This is a genomic window from Polynucleobacter necessarius (assembly GCF_900096765.1).
Taxonomy (GTDB): Bacteria; Pseudomonadota; Gammaproteobacteria; order Burkholderiales; family Burkholderiaceae; genus Polynucleobacter; species Polynucleobacter necessarius_F.
In genome coordinates this window covers 1,607,338-1,626,214 of sequence record NZ_LT615228.1, presented here as the reverse complement: position 1 = coordinate 1,626,214, position 18,877 = coordinate 1,607,338, and the positions used below count along the sequence as shown (strand labels likewise).

Here is an 18,877-nt window from a genome sequence, read left to right as displayed (position 1 = left end):
TATCAGGGCAACATGGGCTTGGTTTTCTGTCTTTTAGGCGTCTTGAATGTCAAAATTGTCAGATGGCAAGTCGCGAATTCTTAAAAATCCTCAGTTCAGCCCGCCTTGGTGATATATTCGCGCAACAAAAATTGGCGCAAGCTTACCTTACCGGCGCTTTTAAAACCCCGATACAGCCTTCTAATGCCCTGATTTGGTTAGAAAAATCTTATTTTTCAATTCAAAATCAAATACTTGGCAATGAAAGCTCAAGCGGCGCTGAAAATCTGACGATCCTTAAACAAATTGCGAATATTCCACTCGATCAAACTGTTCAGTCCCCTGCTTTTGGATTCGGGTGGGATGCCTTATGGAAGCTAGCTAAGGACAACACCGACTCAGATTCAGTATTTGCTGCTAAGTGGCAGATTGCTAACCTTCTGATCAATCCCAGCAAAAAAGAAGCGCAAGCTGAACTAGCCAACTGGCTGAAAAAAAGATCATCCAGCGCATTAGACGAGACATCACCCAATACTGATCTTGGTGATCTACAAAAAATAGCTCACCAATTTCTTAAAGAGCTAGCAGAGATAAATTGTGCGTTCTCAGATCACGCAAAGGAGTTACTCATTAAGCTTCAGCCTAAAAATGAAGCGCTCACTTCATTGTGGAATGTATGGCTCGACACTCAAAATGAAGATGCCTTGACGCAAGCAGCTGAACTAGGCCTCACCGTTGCAAAACTCACTTTAGGTTTGCGCCTTGCACAGTTAGATGGTAGTGGCGACAACAAATCGAACGCCTCACTCAAGAAAGCTGCTCATTGGTTAGAACTTGCAGCAAAAGATGGTGATCGTGATGCTTGGTACGCTCTTGGAGAGATTTATCGTCGCCCACAATTTTCTGGATATAACGCTAATGAAAGTGATCGTTGTTTCGATCGCGCAGCAGACCTAGGACATCCGCAAGCTCAACTACGTAAAGGCGCCAACTTATGGCGTAAGCGCGAGAAGTTAGAGGAAAAAGTACGTGGTCTACAAGCCTCTTATTGGGCATGGCAAGCCCACCAACAAGGCGTACCTGAAGCAAAAGAGTTGCTCAATAAAATACTGGGTAGTTGTCCCAATCCTAAATCAAATGACTGGTATGAACTGGCACAATATGCCGAGCAAGCCATCAATCATCACGCAGAACATAAGATGGATCATGATTGGCTATTACTGTGTCATCGCATTCTCATTGCCAATCAATTTAACTTTAGCAAAGCAGAGTTGTTACTCTGTGAAGTAGGTCAACTTCAACATGAACATTGTGTGGTTGTCGACATCCGCTGGGAATTACCTAAGATACTGCCTAGACTTATTCAGATTGAAACCATTCAGCAACGTCGCACTCTCTTGGCTGCCGGCAAAGCTTTCGCAGGTACCGAGACTGATATCGAAGGCAACTTAAGACAAAGACGCTATCGCTTTGATCAAGTCAGCAGTTGGCTCAAAAATACATTCTCAAAAAATATGAAAGCCTTAGAAGAGACTGAGAATATTTAAGCCGCCCTATTGGCCTCAACTTCGGAAGGCTTTGGCACGTAAAGATGGGCAACCAATAACCCAAGTTCGTAAAGTAAGGTCATCGGCACAGCTAATAGCAGCTGTGAGAGCACATCAGGGGGTGTCACTACCGCTGAAACCACAAATGCGCCAACGATGACGTAAGGGCGAACTTCTTTTAGCTTAGCCAGAGATACCATTCCCACGCGAACTAGCACCACCACCACCACGGGAACCTCAAATGTAATACCAAATGCCAAGAAAGTTGTCATTGCAAAGCTCAGGTAGTTATCAATGTCAGTTGACATCTCAGCGCCTAATGGTGCGTTATAACTCGCCATAAATTTAAATACCGTGGGAAATACTAAGAAGTAAGCAAATGCCATTCCGATAATGAATAGGGTGTAACTACTCACTACTAGAGGCAAAATTAATTTGCGCTCATGCAAATAGAGGCCAGGGGCAATGAAGGCCCACAGCTGATACATGACCACCGGCAATGCGATGATGAATGCTACTAGCATTGTCACCTTCATTGGGACAAAGAATGAACCAGTGACATCAGTCACAATCATTTTTCCACCTGCGGGCAGTGCTTGCAAAAGGGGCTGGGCAAATAAATGAAATATGTCTGGTGCCCAATACACCAGGCACAAGAAGACGATGATGATTGCAAGCGCCGCTTTGATGACGCGATCTCGCAATTCAAATAAATGGGACAGAAATGACTCTTGCAATCCCGAGTCTGCAGGTGAATGGTTTTCTGTCATGCAAATATCTTCTAGTTATTCTCTTGCGCTAATGGATTACTTGCCACTGCTATGATGAAAACGTTTCATTCTTGCTGCACCTGATTGCACTCGAGTACGCACTCCGGCAGAGCGCTTAAACCAAATAGGTCTTGCAGCACGCCTGACGCCCCAGCTATTACGGCCTTGTCGCTTGGTCTTGCGAAGCACCTCTTTTTCATCTAGGGGCAGCTTTTCAAAATTAGTCTCAAAAATATCCGCTTGATCAGTTAAATTCGCATTAGCCTCTTTAGCTACCGAGCTAATACTATTTTCAACATCCCTAAGTACTGAGGCGCTTTCTTCGCGAAACTTTTTTAATTCCTCAATCTCCATTTGGCGATTGACTTCTGACTTGACGTCAGCCATATATCTCTGAGCGCGTCCAAATAGATTGCCAGCCATTCGGGCAACCTTTGGCAAGCGCTCGGGACCAACCACCACTAATGCTACTACGGCAATGAGCGCAAGTTTTGAAACCCCTAAATCAATCATCTGAGGAAACTAAATAGGGACTGTTCGATTTCAATTGCGCTTTCAAAAATCACTTATTTAAATCTTTGGCTTGCACATCAACAGTTTTATCGGTGCTTGCAGAGTTTTGGGAAATTTGCTCTTTAGGGTTCATCAGCAGATTTCATGCCTTCTTTGAAACCCTTTACTGCTCCACCTAAATCTTGGCCAATATTGCGCAATTTTTTGGTACCAAATACCAACATCACGATGACCAATACAATTAACCAATGCCAAATGCTAAATGAACCCATCTTTAATCTCCTTGGATTATTTTTTCCAGGGGCGCGGACCGCCCATCACGTGCACATGCAGGTGATAAACCTCTTGCCCTCCATCTGCGCCATTATTTACCATCAACCTAAAGCCGCCTTCCTTTCCAGGTCGACAACCTTGTTCTCTAGCAAGTCGGGGCGCCAATTCCATCATTCTACCTAGCAATGGGGCATCTGCGCTTTGTGCGGACTCTAGCATTGGAATATGTTTTTTGGGAATGATTAAAAAATGGACTGGTGCAGCTGGATTAATGTCTTTAAATGCATATATCTCTTCGTCCTCATATACCTTCTGAGACGGAATCAAACCTTGAGAAATCTTACAAAACAAGCAATTAGGATCGTGTGACATGGCCTATTCCAAAGTTACTCTTTACCGGCGGCTTTACGAGCAGCCTTTTCTTCAGTGCCCGAGGTTCCTAAGCGACGATCGAGCTCAGCAATCACATCTTCAGGACGCAAATGAAATTGTGAGAGCGCAATTAAACAATGAAACCAAAGGTCTGCCATTTCACCAACTAAGAGCTTCTTTTGCTCTGCGGCCAAATTCGAGGAGCGCACATCTTTCGCCGCCATAACTACTTCGGTTGCTTCTTCCCCAATTTTTTTCAAAATACCATCATCACCCTTGGAAAAGAGTAAAGCAGTATACGAAGTCTTCGGATCTGTTGTACCAGCTTTGAACGCATCTCGACGTTGATCGACAACATCAGCCAAGTGAGCCAATGCAGAGTCTAAATTAGCGGTTTTATTGGAGGGGCTACTCATTGGTTCATTTTATGTCTTTTAATAAAAAGACTTTTACTTATTCACCTTGGACTCATCGACCCAAGTCAATTTATCAGAATCCCATTGCCGGAAGAAGCAACTGTGCTCGCCCGTATGACAGGCAATGCCATCCTTTTGTTCGACAATGAGCAAAATCGTATCGCCATCACAGTCCAGGCGAATTTCTTTCACTTTTTGGGTATGGCCAGACTCCTCGCCTTTGTGCCACAGCTTTTGTCTGGAACGAGTCCAATAAACTGCCTCACCCAAACGCAAAGTGGCCAATAAGGCATCTCGATTCATCCAAGCCATCATCAAGATATCGTTACTACCAAATTCCTGGGCAATCACTGGGACTAGACCTTGCTCATTCCATGTAACAGCATCCAGCCATGGACCAGCTTCGATTGTGGTGATGGGGGTAAAGGCACTCTGAAACTTATTCATACCAGAACTTTACCGCGAATCTGAGGCGCTCACTCACTATATGCGAACTGGAATTCCCTGGGATGCCATATATTCTTTTGCTTGGCCTACGGTGTATTCACCATAGTGAAAGATACTGGCCGCCAGCACTGCGTCTGCATGGCCTTTTGTAATGCCATCGACTAAGTGCTGTAAGTTACCAACGCCACCTGAAGCAATCACAGGAACAGAAACGGCATCACTCACCGCCGCGGTGAGTGCTAAATCAAAACCATCCTTGCTACCATCTCGATTCATGCTGGTCAGCAAAATTTCACCTGCGCCTCGCTGCGCTACCTCCTTAGCCCAGCTCACAACATCTATACCGGTAGGAGTCCTGCCGCCATGAGTAAACACCTCCCAGTTACCCGCCAGTGTTTGCTTGGCATCAATAGCAACCACAATACATTGAGAGCCGTAGTAAGCGGCGGCATCCGTAACCAAATCTGGATTAGCAACTGCAGAAGAATTCATACTCACCTTATCTGCGCCAGCATTTAACAAGCGACGAACATCAGACACGGCACGAACACCACCACCAACTGTCAACGGAATAAATACTTGGGATGCCACATCCTCGATGATGTGCAAAATGAGATCACGACCATCAGAAGTTGCTGTTATATCTAAAAAGGTAAGCTCATCAGCGCCCTGGGTGTCATAGCGCTTAGCAATCTCTACAGGATCACCCGCATCGCGCAGACCAACGAAATTCACACCTTTTACAACCCGCCCTGCAGTGACATCTAGGCAAGGAATAATTCTTTTAGTTAGCACTAGATAATTTTCTTTGCGTATTTCAGGGTTAATTCATCCGCATATTTTTGAGCAGCAGCAAGGTCAAGATCACCTGCATAAATTGAGCGGCCCGCAATCACGCCCATCACACCCTCTTCTTCTGCCTTACAAAGCGCCTCGATATCATGGTTATTAGAAAGGCCACCACTAGCAATTACGGGAATCCGAATCGCTTGGGCTAACTTCACCGTTGCCTCTATATTGACACCCTTGAGCATGCCATCACGACCAATATCAGTGTAGATAATCGCCTCTACACCCCAGTCTTCAAACTTCTTAGCCAGATCAATCACTTCATGGCCAGTAATCTTGCTCCATCCATCGGTCGCGACTTTGCCATCACGAGCATCTAAACCAACCATGACCTGACCAGGGAAAGCAGTACATGCATCCTGTACAAAGCCAGGATTCTTGACTGCAGCCGTTCCAATAATCACAGTACTAATGCCATCATCCAGTAAACGCTCAATCGTTTCTAGATCGCGAATACCGCCACCCAACTGAACCGGAATCTCATCGCCAACCGCTTTCAAAATAGATTTAATCGCAGACTCATTTTTTAATTTGCCAGCAAAAGCACCATTGAGATCGACTAAATGTAAGCGACGCGCACCTTTACTAATCCAATGTGCTGCCATCGCTCCTGGATCTTCAGAAAAAACTGTAGCTTTGTCCATGTCACCTTGCTCGAGTCGAACACAGTGGCCGTCTTTTAGATCAATTGCAGGAATGAGCAGCATAAAGAATCGTTAAGAATTTAAGGTTGCCAAGAAACAAAATTTTGATAAAGCATTAATCCGTATTCTGCACTTTTTTCAGGATGAAATTGCGTTGCAAAAATATTATCCCGCGCAACTGCAGATGTAAACCAATCTCCGTACTCAGTGGAGCCCACGCTATCTTCTAATCGCTGCGGCACAACATAGTAGCTATGCACGAAGTAAAAGCTTGTTAAATCAGGAATACCCTTCCAAATGGGATGAGAGCGATCTTGGCGAACCTGATTCCAACCCATGTGCGGTACTTTATAAGCTAAACCATCTGCCTGCTTCTTTCCAGCAAGTTCGAAACGACGAACTTCACCAGCAATTAGCCCCAAACATGGCGTCCACCTTTCCCCAAGACGCACTTCAGCACTTTGATCAAACAACATTTGCTCGCCTACGCAAACACCCAATAAAGGCTTATTTTTAGAAGCTTCGAGCAAGACCTCCAAGAGACCAGATTCTTCCAGATGCTTCATGCAATCGGGCATAGCCCCTTGACCAGGTAAGACTACTCGATCAGCAGAACGAATTTCTTCAGGCTGATGCGCAATCAAGACATTATCATTGGGCGCAACATGACGAAATGCCCGATAAACGGAACGAAGGTTACCCATTCCGTAATCAATGATCGCAATTGTTTGCGCCAAAATTTAGTCTATCTTTACTGTGATCTAAGGCAACTAGAAATTCTAGATTAGAGGCTGCCTTTAGTTGAAGGGACGACACCCGCTGCGCGTGGGTCAATAGCTAAGGCCATACGCAAGGCGCGACCAAAGGCTTTGAAGACAGTCTCAATTTGGTGGTGAGCATTGATGCCACGCAAATTATCGATGTGCAAAGTCACTCCGGCATGGTTCACAAAACCGCGAAAAAACTCAATGCTCAGATCCACATCAAAGTCACCTACACGAGCGCGGGTAAATGGCACATTAAATTCCAAGCCTGGACGACCAGAGAAATCCACCACCACTCGAGACAAAGTTTCATCCAAAGGCACGTAAGAGTGACCATAACGCGTTATGTCTGACTTATCGCCTACGGCCTTTGCAAAGGCCTGACCTAAGGTAATACCCACATCTTCAACAGTGTGATGATCATCAATATAGATATCGCCCTGAGCAATCACTTTGAGGTCGATCATGCCATGTCGGGCAATCTGATCAAGCATATGATCCAAAAAAGGTACGCCGGAGGCCAGCTCAGCCTTACCGGTACCATCCAAATTGATGGAAATCTGAATTTTGGTTTCCGAAGTGTTTCGGGTTACGTCGGCTTGCCGCATGCTTCTTTACGCCGCGAGGCGAAGTGTTGATTGAAGCCTCATAATATCATTCCTAGAAGATATTCAAATATGGATATTGATTTACTTTCTTTGTGTTTTTTGACCCGAGTACCCTCATGAGTCGCTTTTGGAGCCCTGTTGTGCAAGCTTTGACCCCCTACGTTCCAGGGGAGCAACCACAAATGCAGCGCTTGATAAAGCTCAACACCAATGAGAGCCCGTACGGCCCTTCACCTAAAGCGCTTGCAGCAATCAGTAGCCAAACAACAGATGATTTGCGTCTTTATCCAGACCCCGAAGGTGTCTCGCTTAAACAAGCCATCGCCAAACTGCATGGTCTGAACCCCAATCAAGTGTTTTTAGGAAATGGCTCAGATGAAGTCCTAGCACACGTTTTTGCGGGCTTACTAAAACAAAATAAACCGGTTCAATTTCCAGACATCACTTATAGCTTCTATCCGGTTTACTGCAAGCTGTTCGAAATCGATTACAAAACCATCCCTCTAGGATCTAATTTTGAGATCAATATTTTAGATTACGCCGCTCCAAATGGTGGAATCATTTTTCCCAATCCTAATGCTCCAACGGGTAGATCAATACCCCGCACAGAAATTGAGAAGCTCCTAGCAGCAAACAAAGATTCCGTTGTAGTGATCGATGAAGCCTATGTTGACTACGGAACAGAATCTTGCGCTCTTCTATTGCGTGGTAACGCTTGTCCAGAAAATCTATTGGTTGTTCACACACTCTCTAAATCACGTGCATTAGCAGGCCTGCGGGTTGGTTTTGCACTTGGTCACCCTGATCTGATTGAAAGCTTGGAGCGCGTTAAAAATAGTTTTAACTCTTATCCGCTAGGACGCCTTGCACAAGCTGGTGCGATTGCTGCAATTGAAGATCAAGCACATTTAGAAGAAAGTAGTGCCAAGGTCATTAAAACAAGATTGGCACTAGTAGGGCGATTAAGTACCTTAGGCTTTGACACACTACCCTCGACTGCTAATTTTATTTTTACCCGTCATCCAAAGCATGCCGGAGCAAAGCTTTATCAAGCATTGCGTGATCGCGGAATTATTGTTCGTCACTTCAAATCTCCACGGATTGAAGAGTTTTTACGAATAACAATTGGCACGGATGAACAAAGTGGCGAACTTGTCGCCGCTTTAAAAGAAATCCTGGCTTAAGTAAAAAAGTAAGGCTTACTTTTTAAGGCGCATCTCTGCAGCGTGAGCATGCGCTTGCAAACCTTCCCCATGAGCAAGGGTGCTAGCAACAGCTCCTAAAGTCTGTGCACCTGCCTCACTAACTTCAATCATGCTCGAGCGTTTAATGAAGTCATAAACGCCTAGCGGAGAAGAGAAGCGGGCTGTACGTGCAGTTGGCAAAACGTGATTTGGGCCAGCACAATAGTCACCTAAAGACTCACTAGTGTAATTACCCATAAAGATCGCGCCCGCATGCCGAATCTGCTCTGCCCACTGCCGAGGTTCTTTAGCGCAAATCTCCAAATGCTCTGCGGCAATGGCATTAGCAATCTCACAAGCCTGCGCCATATCTTTGACTTGAATTAAAAGCGCTCGGTTTGTTAAGGACGCCTCAATCACTTTTGCCCTGGGCATCTCAGGAAGCAATTGATTAATACTTGCTTGAACCTGGTCAATAAATGCTGGGTCAGGGCACAACAAAATAGATTGTGCCTGCTCATCATGCTCAGCCTGAGAAAATAAATCCATTGCAATCCAATCTGGATTGCTGGAGCCGTCACACAGTACGAGAATTTCAGAAGGGCCTGCAATCATGTCAATGCCTACCGTGCCAAATACACGGCGCTTAGCGGCGGCAACATACGCATTACCCGGACCAACAATTTTATCTACCGAAGGGATGGTCTTTGTTCCGTACGCTAAGGCTGCAACTGCTTGAGCGCCTCCTACGGTGAAAACACGATCAACCCCAGCCAAATACGCAGCCGCTAAAACGAGTGGATTTCGAGCGCCATCCGGGGTTGGCACTACCATGATGACCTCAGCAACGCCGGCCACTTTTGCTGGAATGGCATTCATCAAAACGGATGAGGGATAAGCAGCCTTACCCCCTGGAACATATATACCCACGCGATCTAAAGGAGTTACTTTTTGACCAAGACGCGTTCCATCTGCTTCTTCATATTCCCATGAATGACAACCTGCTTCAATTTTTTGCCTCTCGTGATAAGCGCGTACTCTTTTTGCGGCTATATCAAGAGCGCTCTTTTGCTCAGCAGATAAGGACTGATAAGCGCTTTCCAAATCTTTCTTGTGAATCTCCAACTCAGCAACACTGGTAACATTAAGGCGATCAAATTGCTTGGTAAAAGAGAGAACCGCCTCATCACCTTCTTGCTTAACAGCATTGAGAATTTTGACAACAGCAGCATCAATTGCAGCATCATCCGTCATAGGCAAAGAGAGGCTGGATAGCAGAGTTTCTTCAAACCCTGGATCGGTACTTTTCAGGCGCTGAATGGAAACGGTCGATGACATGTTTGACCGCTTACTTAAGTAATTCAAAAATAGGTTGCAACTGAGTACGCTTGCGTTTGTATGAGGCTTGATTAACAACCAGGCGCGCACTAATGTCAGCGATAGGCTCCACCTCCACTAAACCATTAGCCTTGAGCGTATTACCAGTAGAAACCAGGTCAACGATTGCATCTGCCATCCCAACCAAGGGGGCTAACTCCATTGATCCGTATAACTGAATCGTATCGATGTGCACACCCTTATTGGCAAAATGCTCACGTGCGCAATTGACATACTTAGTAGCCACCTTTAATCGAGATCCTTGCTTCACGGTGGCTGCGTAATCAAAGCCATCGCGCACTGCAACCGACATACGACATTTAGCAATATTGAGGTCAAAAGGCACATATAAACCATCACTACCTTTTTCCATTAATACATCTAAACCAGCCACGCCAAAATCAGCGCCGCCAAATTGAACGTAGGTTGGCACATCTGAAGCGCGCACAATTATCAGGCGGACATCTGGATTGGACGTCTCAATTATCAATTTGCATGACTTCTCGGGATCTTCTTTAGGCGCGATACCCGCCTTAGATAAGATCTCTGCAGTCTCTTCGAAGATGCGCCCTTTAGATAGGGCTAGAGTCAATTTCATGCCCTAATTATCCCTCAGCCTTACTTCACGCGCTCGATGTTGGCGCCCAATAGGGTTAACTTCTGCTCCATGCGGTCGTATCCGCGGTCCAAATGGTAAATACGATCGACCTGAGTTTCGCCTTGAGCTGCAAGGCCTGCGATCACTAAGCTCGCGGAAGCACGCAAATCAGTAGCCATCACAATTGCTCCCGATAGCTTTTCTACACCCTGGGCAATCGCAGTATTTCCTTCGATCGCAATATCAGCGCCCAAACGATTGAGCTCTTGAACGTGCATAAAACGGTTTTCAAAAATAGTCTCAGTAATCGTTGAGCTGCCAGTTGCTACTGCATTGACAGCCATTAGCTGTGCCTGCATATCCGTTGGAAAAGCTGGGTACTCTGAGGTACGAAAACTAACAGCCTTTGGGCGAACTTGCATAGCAGCCTTAATCCAGTCGGGGCCCACTTCTATTTGTAAGCCGGCCTCTTTAAGCTTTACGATCACCGCATCTAAAGTATCTGGTCTGCATTGCTTTACCAGCACATCGCCACCTACAGCAGCAACTGCACATAAAAAAGTTCCCGCCTCGATGCGATCAGGAATAACAGAGTGCTCAGCACCATGGAGCTTTTCCACACCCTCAATGACCAATCGATCGCTACCAATCCCAGAAATCTTGGCGCCCATTTTGACCAATAATTCAGCTAAGTCACCAACCTCTGGCTCGCGCGCCGCATTTTCCAAAATAGTAGTGCCCGATGCCAAGGTTGCTGCCATTAATAAATTTTCGGTACCAGTGACGGTAATCATATCCGTCAGAATCGAGGCACCCTTTAGACGATCTGATTGTGGCTTTGTTTCTGCCTGAATGTAGCCACTCTTAATTTTGATATTGGCACCCATGGCCTTTAGGCCCTTGATGTGCTGGTCTACAGGACGTGCTCCAATGGCACAACCGCCTGGCAAAGACACCTTGGCACTATGCATTCTGGCCAGAAGTGGGCCCAACACCAAAATAGATGCGCGCATCGTTTTGACCATATCGTAAGTTGCTTCCGAACTCTTGATGATGGCTGCGTTTAAAACAATGTGACTACGATCAGATGGATCCGGAAAACTGATGGCTACACCAATCTCTTGTAAAAGCTTGAGCATCGTACGCACATCCTGTAAATCAGGCACATTGCGTAAAGTCACAGTCTGATCGGTTAATAGACAGGCGCACAAAATTGGTAGCGCAGCATTTTTGGCTCCCGCAATGAGGACCTCTCCCTTTAAGGGGGTACCGCCAACCATTCGTAATTTGTCCATAAACCGATTCTATTAAAAACGTGTGTGATGTAGTAGTTAAAAATGACTGTTATGAGGCAGAGTTTTGAGCAAACTCTTCTGGAGTAAAAGCTTTAATGGACAAAGCGTGTACCTCGGCCTTCATACGATCACCCATCGCACCATAAACTAATTGATGACGCTGCACCAAGCGCTTACCTTCAAATGCTGGGCTCACAATAGTGGCAAAAAAATGCTGTCCGTCACCTTCAACTTGAACATAGGTGCAGTCAATACCTTGTTTGATGTAGCCCTCAATCTGCTCCGGTGTTGGTAACATACTTCTCTCCTAATAATGCGAATGCGTAGTAATTAATGACGAAGCTTATAACCCTTCTGAAGCAATCGCAAAGCGATCACTGATACAACAATAAAGAAGCAGAGCACGATAGCCAAGCTACTCCACGGGGAAACATCAGACACCCCAAAAAATCCAAAGCGAAATCCATCAATCATATAAAAGAAAGGATTGAGATGCGAAACTACCTGCCATGCTGAAGGCAATGAATGGATTGAATAGAAAACGCCTGACAACATCGTTGCCGGCATGATGATGAAATTTTGAAACGCTGCTAACTGATCGTATTTATCCGCCCAAATACCAGCAATCAGCCCTAAGCTGCCTAATATGGCGGCGCCTAAAAATGCAAACGCAATAATCCACAAGGGGTACTCAAGTAATGGCATTGCAAACCAGGCCGTAATTAAAAATACGCCCAAGCCCACAACAATCCCACGAAATACCGCAGCTAAAATATAAGCTGTATAAAACTCAATGTGACTTAATGGAGCCAGCAATACAAAAACAAGATTACCAGTAATCTTGGATTGAATCAGTGAAGATGAGGTATTCGCAAAGGCATTTTGCAAGACACTCATCATCACTAACCCAGGAATGAGGAAGGCGGTATAGCTCAATCGGCCATATACCTCTTTGCCTTCAAACACATGGCCAAAAATCATTAGATACAAAATGGCCGTCAGCACTGGGGCGGCGACCGTCTGGAAAGCAACTTTGTAAAAACGCTTGACCTCTTTAAACAAGAGCGTCGGAAATCCACTGCCGTACTCAAGAGTAGGCTTATTTAGTGCATATTTCATAATGCACCTCCAGACATGATGTTGACAAAGACATCTTCCAAATCTGTTTTACCTTCGCCATCTTTCTTGACCGAGCCATAACGGGTTAATAAATTAGCGGTGGTATCTAAAGCCACTATCTTGCCTTGCTTAAGCATAGCAATGCGTTGGCACAAGGCTTCAGCTTCTTCTAAGTAGTGTGTAGTAAGAACAATCGTATGGCCGTCTTGATTGAGTCTGCTGATAAATTGCCAGAGTGATTGACGCAACTCAACGTCAACGCCTGCTGTTGGCTCATCCAAGATGATTACCGGTGGACGATGTACCAAGGCTTGAGCAACTAAGACACGACGTTTCATGCCACCAGATAAAGCCCGCATATTGCTGTCTGCTTTTCCAGTGAGATCAAGGTTAGCCATGATTTCATCAATCCAAGCATCGTTATTACGAATCCCAAAATAACCCGATTGAAAACGCAGGGTTTCACGAACAGTGAAAAAGGGATCAAAAACTAATTCTTGAGGAACAACGCCCAGCATCCGACGAGCGTCTCGAAACGATTTTTGAACATCGGCACCCAAAATTGCTGCGTGACCTTGATCGGCCCTGACTAAGCCGGCCAATATAGAGATGAGAGTGGTTTTACCTGCACCATTTGGACCCAGTAAGCCAAAAAATTCTCCAGGCTCAATTGTTAAAGAAACATCATCAAGAGCTTGAAGAACTCCATAGTGTTTCGAAATATGTTGAATTGAAATCGCTGAGTGCATGCGACTACAAGCCTAACAATGCTGAAATACCATAAACACTGGCCAAGACTTTTAACTTTTCAGGCGCTTGCAGCACTATGAGTGCCTGATCCTGAGTAGATAATTTTTTTTGCCATGTCAAAAGAACAGTCAATACAGTGGAATCAAAGTCTTTTAAAGAAGAACAATCGACCGTTCCTAGACTTACTAAATTCAAGAGACCATCCTTCTGCACTTGTAATGCATTTTCTTGTGTTACTGACTTAGGCAATAAAAATGGCATATGAGTTTAAAAGTTAGTTCGCTGGCTTAGCACTTGCTAACTGTTTATTGCGGTCTTGCAAGAACTTCACTAAGCCTTCAATACCATTTTGACTGATCTGATTGGAAAACTGATTGCGGTACGCTTCAACCAACCATACGCCCATGATATTCATGTCATAAACTTTCCAGCCTTTATCAGTTTTCTCAAGACGATAATCCAATGGCACGGGGTCACCACGGCCTAGAACAACTGTTTTAACAACCACTTCTTTATCATCAGGCGCAGCACGGAAAGCCTTGAACTGTACCGTTTGATCACGCAACTGACTCAGAGCTCCAGAATAGGTACGGATCAGTAAATTTTTAAACTCTGAAGTAAGCTGTGCCTGCTGCTCAGGACTAGCCTTTTTCCAATTAGGTCCCATCGCCATTTCAGTAGTACGACGCATATCGGTATAAGGGACAATTTTCTTTTCTACTAACTCCACAATTTTTGGAATATTGCCCTTTTGAATTTCTGGATCAGCTTTCACGGAGGTCATTACATCGGTCACAACCGATTTAATGAGAGCGTCTGGCGCAGTGGTTTGATCTGATGCTTGCGCAAATAAGGCGCCAGAAACCAACAGCAAACTTGTCGCTAGGAATCTAGAAATCATTTGGTGAATTTTCATTTGCGCTATCTCACTATCTATATTTATTGGGGCTAATTTTAGCCCCTCACACTTTACTCGTATTGGTTTTCGTATGCAGGCATCAGCGGCTCTTCATCTTCCCTGCCCTCATTGATTTGATACTGACGCCTCTGAATATAAGCATCTCGCATAAAGCTGTACTTATCAATAGCGGCACTATCTAATAAATCCCCTGCCTCATAGTAGGTATTACGCGCATTCACTACACGCAATCCTGTGATGCTATTTCGCAGGCCAACATTTTTTACATATTTAAAGAGATAGTCCGACTCCAAGTCAGCAATGGTTCCAAAAGTATCTCGTACATTGCTTGGGCCAAAAAAAGGCAATACAACATATGGACCGGCGGGAACGCCCCAGACACCAAATGTTTGACCCCAATCCTCTTTGTGCTTTTCAAGACCACCCGATGTTGCCAAATCTAAAAGTCCGCCCAGACCCATTGTGGTGTTGACCGCGACACGCATAAGGTCATTAAATGCATAAGCAGGCTTACCTTGTAATAAATTATATAAAGCCGTATAGATATCGTTGTAGTTGCTGAAAAAGTTATAGACACCATCACGTACAAATTCTGGCAATACAAAGCGATAACCAGCTACCACTGGCTTTAGTAAATAGGCATCTAAACCTTCATTGAATTCAAAAACTGAGCGATTAAATGGCTCCCATGGGTCATCTGGGGACGGAGGCACCCCAGCAGGAATAGAGGCACATCCCACAAGCACAGCAGCTAAGCAAAGCAAAAAAAAGCGTTTTAGCTGCAACCATAAAATCATTTTGCCGGGCTCTTTTCTTGGCCGCTATCAGCAGCCTTGTTATACAAGAACTGACTAATTAAGCTTTCTAAAACGATCGCAGATTGTGTTTGGGAGATCTTACCGCCATCAGCCAACATATCATCTGAACCCCCAGCTTCAAGGCCAATATATTGTTCACCAAGCAATCCTGAAGTCAAAATCTTGGCTGAAGAATCCGCTGGGAACTTATAAGCGTCTTCAATAGTCATCACGACTGTAGCCTGATAGGTTTTGTCGTCAAAAGAAATATTGGCAATACGTCCCACCACTACGCCAGCACTTTTAACGGGAGCGCGAGGCTTTAATCCCCCAATATTGTCAAAGCGCGCTGAAATCTTATAAGTTGGGGTAAATGAAACCGCATTCATATTCCCCACTTTCAATGCAAGAAATAGTGCTGCCAGCAGACCAATGGCAACAAAAATTCCTACCCAAATATCAATTGCACTTTTTCTCATAAGAGCTCCAGTTTATTCTTTCTAGTTTGAGAACATCATTGCGGTTAGCAAGAAATCTAATGCTAAAACCGATAAAGAAGAGATCACAACAGTACGCGTGGTTGCTTGTGAAACACCCTCTGGTGTTGGTTTCGCCTCATAACCTTGGTACAGTGCTATGAAAGTCACGGCTACACCAAATACGATACTTTTAATCAGGCCATTCCCAATATCGGAGAAGAGATCAACTCCACCCTGCATTTGAGACCAAAAAGCACCTGAATCAACACCAATCAAAGGCACACCAACAAAATATCCGCCCATCACTCCAACCGCAGTAAAGATTGTTGCCAAAATTGGCATTGAGATAATCCCAGCCCATAGCCTTGGTGCAATCACACGACTTAGCGGATCGACTGCCATCATCTCCATTGCGCTCAGTTGCTCACCAGCCTTCATCAGTCCAATTTCTGCTGTTAAGGATGTGCCCGCCCTACCAGCAAATAGCAAGGCGGTAATGACTGGACCCAACTCACGGGTGAGAGATAAGGCAACCAATAAACCCAATGCTTGTTCTGAGCCATAGCGATTTAATGTGTAGTAACCCTGCAGACCCAATACAAAACCAACGAATAAACCAGACACCGCAATAATGACAAAGGAATGATTACCAACAAATAAGATTTGATCAATAACAAGACCCGGTCTTTTTAATAAAAATACAGAGCGATACATTACTGCCGCAAACATTCTTGCTGCAAGCCCCAGACTACTTAAATTGCGGCGTATAAAAAATCCGAGATCTCCAAACAGATCTAAAAGTTTATGAAGGGCTGTCATCACTTTTTCATCCCAAAATCTTCTTCCAAGCTCTGGCCTGGGTAATGAAATGGGACAGGGCCATCTGGAGCAGCATCTAAAAACTGTCTTACAAAGGGATCTGTAGAGCGACTAAGCTCTTCTGGGGTTCCTTGTGCACCAATCTTTCCATTGGCGATAAAGTACACATAATCCGCAATTTCAAAAGTCTCTTCAACATCATGAGTGACCAACAAACTCGTCGCCCCCAGGGCGTTATTCAAATCCCGAATCAGGCGCGCAGTAATACCCAGTGAAATTGGGTCTAAGCCAGCAAATGGCTCGTCATACATGATGAGCGGAGGGTCTAGAGCGATTGCTCTTGCTAACGCAACCCGTCTTGCCATGCCACCAGAAATTTGTGAGGGCATTAAGTCCCGAGCTCCGCGCAATCCTACGGCATTGAGTTTCATCAACACCAACGAGCGCAATAATTCTTCGCTTAGTTTTGTATGTTCACGAAGAGGGAATGCCACATTTTCAAAAACACTCAGATCTGTAAACAAAGCACCGAATTGAAAGAGCATTCCCATGCGACGACGAGCCGCCATCAATTGCTCACCATTCATCTTGCCAATGTCTTGACCTTCAAATAAAACTTGGCCAGATTGAGCTGAAAATTGACCGCCGATTAAACGCAGAATAGTAGTCTTGCCACATCCAGACCCGCCCATCACCGCAACCACTTGGCCACGGCGAAACTCCATATTGAGACCTGACAAAATTTGACGCTCGCCAGGCGCATAGGAAAAGTTGACGTCCTCAATAGAAACGACAACCTCTCCTAGAGATTTATTGACAACGAATACGTTTGGGTCAGAACTTTTCATATCCCCGATATTATCGGGGTAAAACAGATGACCCCATTAAATACTGGTCTACTACCTGAGCACACTGACGACCTTCGCGAATTGCCCAAACCACCAGAGATTGCCCACGTCGCATATCACCAGCAGCAAATACCTTTGGAACGTTAGTTTGATAGGCATTTTGACCATCTACAGTGGCTTTTGCATTGCCGCGAGCGTCTTTTTCAACACCAAAGACATTTAATACCTGCTGAACAGGGGATACAAAGCCCATCGCCAAAAGCACTAAATCTGCCTTAATCTCAAATTCGGAGTTTGGAACTTCTGACATCTTTCCGTCTTTCCACTCCAAGCGTACGCCAATCAGCTTCTCAACTTTGCCATTTTTACCTTCAAAACGCTTAGTACCAACAGACCAGTCGCGATCACAACCTTCTTCATGAGAAGAAGAGGTGCGCAACTTCGTTGGCCAATAAGGCCATACCAAGGGCTTGTTTTCCACTTCTGGCGGCTGAGGGAGTAATTCAAACTGAGTAATTTTTGTAGCGCCATGACGGTTCGATATGCCGACGCAATCAGAACCAGTATCGCCACCACCGATCACAACAACATGTTTATCAGTTGCGCGAATTTCATTTTTAGAGTCGCCAGCGTTTTCTTTATTCTGCGGAATTAAAAATTCCAACGCAAAATGCACGCCCGAAAGTTCACGGCCCGGGACTGGAAGATCGCGTGGCTGCTCTGCACCACCAGTAATCACTACCGCATCAAAATCTTTCATCAACTGTTCTGGGGAAACAGTCTTAGTAGAGTAGTTTTTTACTTCAACACCAATAGCTTCTTTACCTACAAATACACCCGTTTCAAATTTCACGCCTTCAGCTTGCATTTGCTCAACTCGCCGATCAATCAGCCACTTCTCCATCTTGAAGTCAGGAATGCCATAGCGAAGTAAACCGCCAACTCGATCATTCTTTTCAAATACAGTCACGTCATGACCAACGCGTGCAAGCTGTTGAGCTGCCGCCATACCCGCAGGGCCACCACCAACGATGGCTACCTTTTTACCAGTCTTGGTTTTCGATGGTTGTGGCTTAACCCAACCATTTTCCCAACCCTTATCAATAATGGCATGCTCAATGGATTTAATGCCAACCGGTGCACGATTAATACCTAGAGTGCATGCTGCCTCACATGGAGCGGGGCAAATACGTCCTGTGAACTCAGGGAAGTTGTTGGTTGACTGCAAAACATCTAATGCATTCTTCCAGTCGTTATGAAACACCAAATCATTAAAGTCAGGAATGATGTTGTTGACAGGACAGCCGTTATTGCAAAATGGAATACCACAATCCATGCAGCGCGCACCTTGAATTTTGGCCTCTTCATCAGTTAATGCCGCAACAAACTCTTTATAGTGGTGGAGACGTTTAGTAGGCGCTTCGTATGTTTCATCGACGCGCTCAAACTCCATAAATCCAGTTACCTTACCCATATCTAATCCTTAGTATCTTTTCTTAATGTCTCTATT

The 18,877-nt window shown here is 45.0% G+C and carries 24 protein-coding genes and 1 pseudogene; 2 read left to right on the top strand and 23 right to left on the bottom strand.

The annotated features are described in order from the left end of the window. Positions 1-62 precede the first annotated feature (62 nt). Positions 63-1,526: a tetratricopeptide repeat protein gene (locus DXE33_RS08510; RefSeq protein ID WP_114639781.1), complete on the top strand. Its 1,464-nt coding sequence runs from the start codon at positions 63-65 to the stop codon at positions 1,524-1,526. On the opposite strand, the gene tatC is transcribed toward DXE33_RS08510, so the two are convergent. The 10 genes and pseudogenes from tatC to hisB form a co-directional block, all read right to left on the bottom strand. Then, a complete protein-coding gene (gene tatC, locus DXE33_RS08505; protein ID WP_114639483.1) occupies positions 1,523-2,296 on the bottom strand; it encodes a twin-arginine translocase subunit TatC in 774 nt (257 codons plus the stop codon). The genes DXE33_RS08510 and tatC overlap by 4 nt on opposite strands. Positions 2,297-2,332: 36 nt before the next feature. Then, positions 2,333-2,809: a Sec-independent protein translocase protein TatB gene (tatB, locus tag DXE33_RS08500; RefSeq protein ID WP_114639482.1), complete on the bottom strand. Its 477-nt coding sequence runs from the start codon at positions 2,807-2,809 to the stop codon at positions 2,333-2,335. A gap of 49 nt (positions 2,810-2,858) precedes the next feature. Beyond that, a pseudogene (gene tatA, locus DXE33_RS10600) lies at positions 2,859-3,081 on the bottom strand (Sec-independent protein translocase subunit TatA). A gap of 16 nt (positions 3,082-3,097) precedes the next feature. Next, on the bottom strand, positions 3,098-3,454 hold the full coding sequence (locus DXE33_RS08490) for a histidine triad nucleotide-binding protein (protein WP_114639481.1): 357 nt from the start codon (positions 3,452-3,454) through the stop codon (positions 3,098-3,100). Between the two features lie 14 nt (positions 3,455-3,468). Beyond that, complete coding sequence (locus DXE33_RS08485; protein ID WP_114639480.1) at positions 3,469-3,870, bottom strand: phosphoribosyl-ATP diphosphatase; 402 nt, start codon at positions 3,868-3,870, stop codon at positions 3,469-3,471. Positions 3,871-3,903: 33 nt separating this feature from the next. Beyond that, positions 3,904-4,317, bottom strand: a complete 414-nt coding sequence (hisI, locus tag DXE33_RS08480) for a phosphoribosyl-AMP cyclohydrolase (RefSeq protein WP_114639479.1) — start codon at positions 4,315-4,317, stop codon at positions 3,904-3,906. A gap of 36 nt (positions 4,318-4,353) precedes the next feature. After that, a complete protein-coding gene (hisF, locus tag DXE33_RS08475; RefSeq protein ID WP_114639478.1) occupies positions 4,354-5,112 on the bottom strand; it encodes an imidazole glycerol phosphate synthase subunit HisF in 759 nt (252 codons plus the stop codon). Continuing rightward, entirely contained in the window at positions 5,112-5,873 is a 762-nt protein-coding gene (hisA, locus tag DXE33_RS08470) for a 1-(5-phosphoribosyl)-5-[(5-phosphoribosylamino)methylideneamino]imidazole-4-carboxamide isomerase (RefSeq protein ID WP_114639477.1), read from the bottom strand. Before hisA ends, hisF begins: the two co-directional genes overlap by 1 nt. A 17-nt stretch (positions 5,874-5,890) precedes the next feature. After that, positions 5,891-6,547 (bottom strand): imidazole glycerol phosphate synthase subunit HisH, encoded by a 657-nt coding sequence (hisH, locus tag DXE33_RS08465; protein WP_114639476.1) that lies wholly within the window; start codon positions 6,545-6,547, stop codon positions 5,891-5,893. A gap of 47 nt (positions 6,548-6,594) precedes the next feature. Then, complete coding sequence (hisB, locus tag DXE33_RS08460; protein WP_114639475.1) at positions 6,595-7,182, bottom strand: imidazoleglycerol-phosphate dehydratase HisB; 588 nt, start codon at positions 7,180-7,182, stop codon at positions 6,595-6,597. Between the two features lie 116 nt (positions 7,183-7,298). Between hisB and hisC the strand changes: the two genes are divergently transcribed. Continuing rightward, the gene (hisC, locus tag DXE33_RS08455; RefSeq protein ID WP_114639474.1) at positions 7,299-8,366 is read left to right on the top strand and encodes a histidinol-phosphate transaminase; all 1,068 of its coding nucleotides are present in this window, start codon (positions 7,299-7,301) and stop codon (positions 8,364-8,366) included. Positions 8,367-8,381: 15 nt separating this feature from the next. Here the strand turns inward: hisC and hisD are convergent, their stop codons facing one another. From hisD to DXE33_RS08390, 13 genes are all read right to left on the bottom strand, one after another. Then, positions 8,382-9,704: a histidinol dehydrogenase gene (gene hisD, locus DXE33_RS08450; RefSeq protein WP_114639473.1), complete on the bottom strand. Its 1,323-nt coding sequence runs from the start codon at positions 9,702-9,704 to the stop codon at positions 8,382-8,384. 10 nt (positions 9,705-9,714) lie between these two features. Next, positions 9,715-10,341 (bottom strand): ATP phosphoribosyltransferase, encoded by a 627-nt coding sequence (gene hisG, locus DXE33_RS08445; RefSeq protein WP_114639472.1) that lies wholly within the window; start codon positions 10,339-10,341, stop codon positions 9,715-9,717. 20 nt (positions 10,342-10,361) lie between these two features. Continuing rightward, positions 10,362-11,636 (bottom strand): UDP-N-acetylglucosamine 1-carboxyvinyltransferase, encoded by a 1,275-nt coding sequence (murA, locus tag DXE33_RS08440; protein WP_114639471.1) that lies wholly within the window; start codon positions 11,634-11,636, stop codon positions 10,362-10,364. Positions 11,637-11,685: 49 nt separating this feature from the next. After that, entirely contained in the window at positions 11,686-11,934 is a 249-nt protein-coding gene (locus DXE33_RS08435) for a BolA family protein (protein WP_114639470.1), read from the bottom strand. Positions 11,935-11,966: 32 nt separating this feature from the next. Then, the gene (locus DXE33_RS08430; RefSeq protein ID WP_114639469.1) at positions 11,967-12,755 is read right to left on the bottom strand and encodes an ABC transporter permease; all 789 of its coding nucleotides are present in this window, start codon (positions 12,753-12,755) and stop codon (positions 11,967-11,969) included. Beyond that, positions 12,752-13,504: an ABC transporter ATP-binding protein gene (locus DXE33_RS08425; protein ID WP_114639468.1), complete on the bottom strand. Its 753-nt coding sequence runs from the start codon at positions 13,502-13,504 to the stop codon at positions 12,752-12,754. The genes DXE33_RS08430 and DXE33_RS08425 overlap by 4 nt, the downstream gene beginning before the upstream one ends. 4 nt (positions 13,505-13,508) lie before the next feature. Then, positions 13,509-13,766, bottom strand: coding sequence for an STAS domain-containing protein (locus tag DXE33_RS08420; RefSeq protein ID WP_114639467.1), 258 nt, complete (start codon positions 13,764-13,766; stop codon positions 13,509-13,511). A gap of 13 nt (positions 13,767-13,779) precedes the next feature. Continuing rightward, on the bottom strand, positions 13,780-14,406 hold the full coding sequence (locus DXE33_RS08415) for an MlaC/ttg2D family ABC transporter substrate-binding protein (RefSeq protein WP_174222307.1): 627 nt from the start codon (positions 14,404-14,406) through the stop codon (positions 13,780-13,782). A 68-nt stretch (positions 14,407-14,474) separates the two neighbouring features. Further along, a complete protein-coding gene (locus tag DXE33_RS08410) occupies positions 14,475-15,221 on the bottom strand; it encodes an MlaA family lipoprotein (protein ID WP_114639465.1) in 747 nt (248 codons plus the stop codon). Then, positions 15,218-15,700, bottom strand: a complete 483-nt coding sequence (gene mlaD / locus DXE33_RS08405) for an outer membrane lipid asymmetry maintenance protein MlaD (RefSeq protein ID WP_114639464.1) — start codon at positions 15,698-15,700, stop codon at positions 15,218-15,220. The genes DXE33_RS08410 and mlaD overlap by 4 nt, the downstream gene beginning before the upstream one ends. A gap of 21 nt (positions 15,701-15,721) precedes the next feature. Beyond that, entirely contained in the window at positions 15,722-16,519 is a 798-nt protein-coding gene (gene mlaE / locus DXE33_RS08400; protein WP_174222306.1) for a lipid asymmetry maintenance ABC transporter permease subunit MlaE, read from the bottom strand. Further along, complete coding sequence (locus DXE33_RS08395; protein ID WP_114639463.1) at positions 16,519-17,367, bottom strand: ABC transporter ATP-binding protein; 849 nt, start codon at positions 17,365-17,367, stop codon at positions 16,519-16,521. The genes mlaE and DXE33_RS08395 overlap by 1 nt, the downstream gene beginning before the upstream one ends. Positions 17,368-17,377: 10 nt before the next feature. After that, positions 17,378-18,841 (bottom strand): glutamate synthase subunit beta, encoded by a 1,464-nt coding sequence (locus tag DXE33_RS08390; RefSeq protein WP_114639462.1) that lies wholly within the window; start codon positions 18,839-18,841, stop codon positions 17,378-17,380. Positions 18,842-18,877 lie beyond the last annotated feature (36 nt).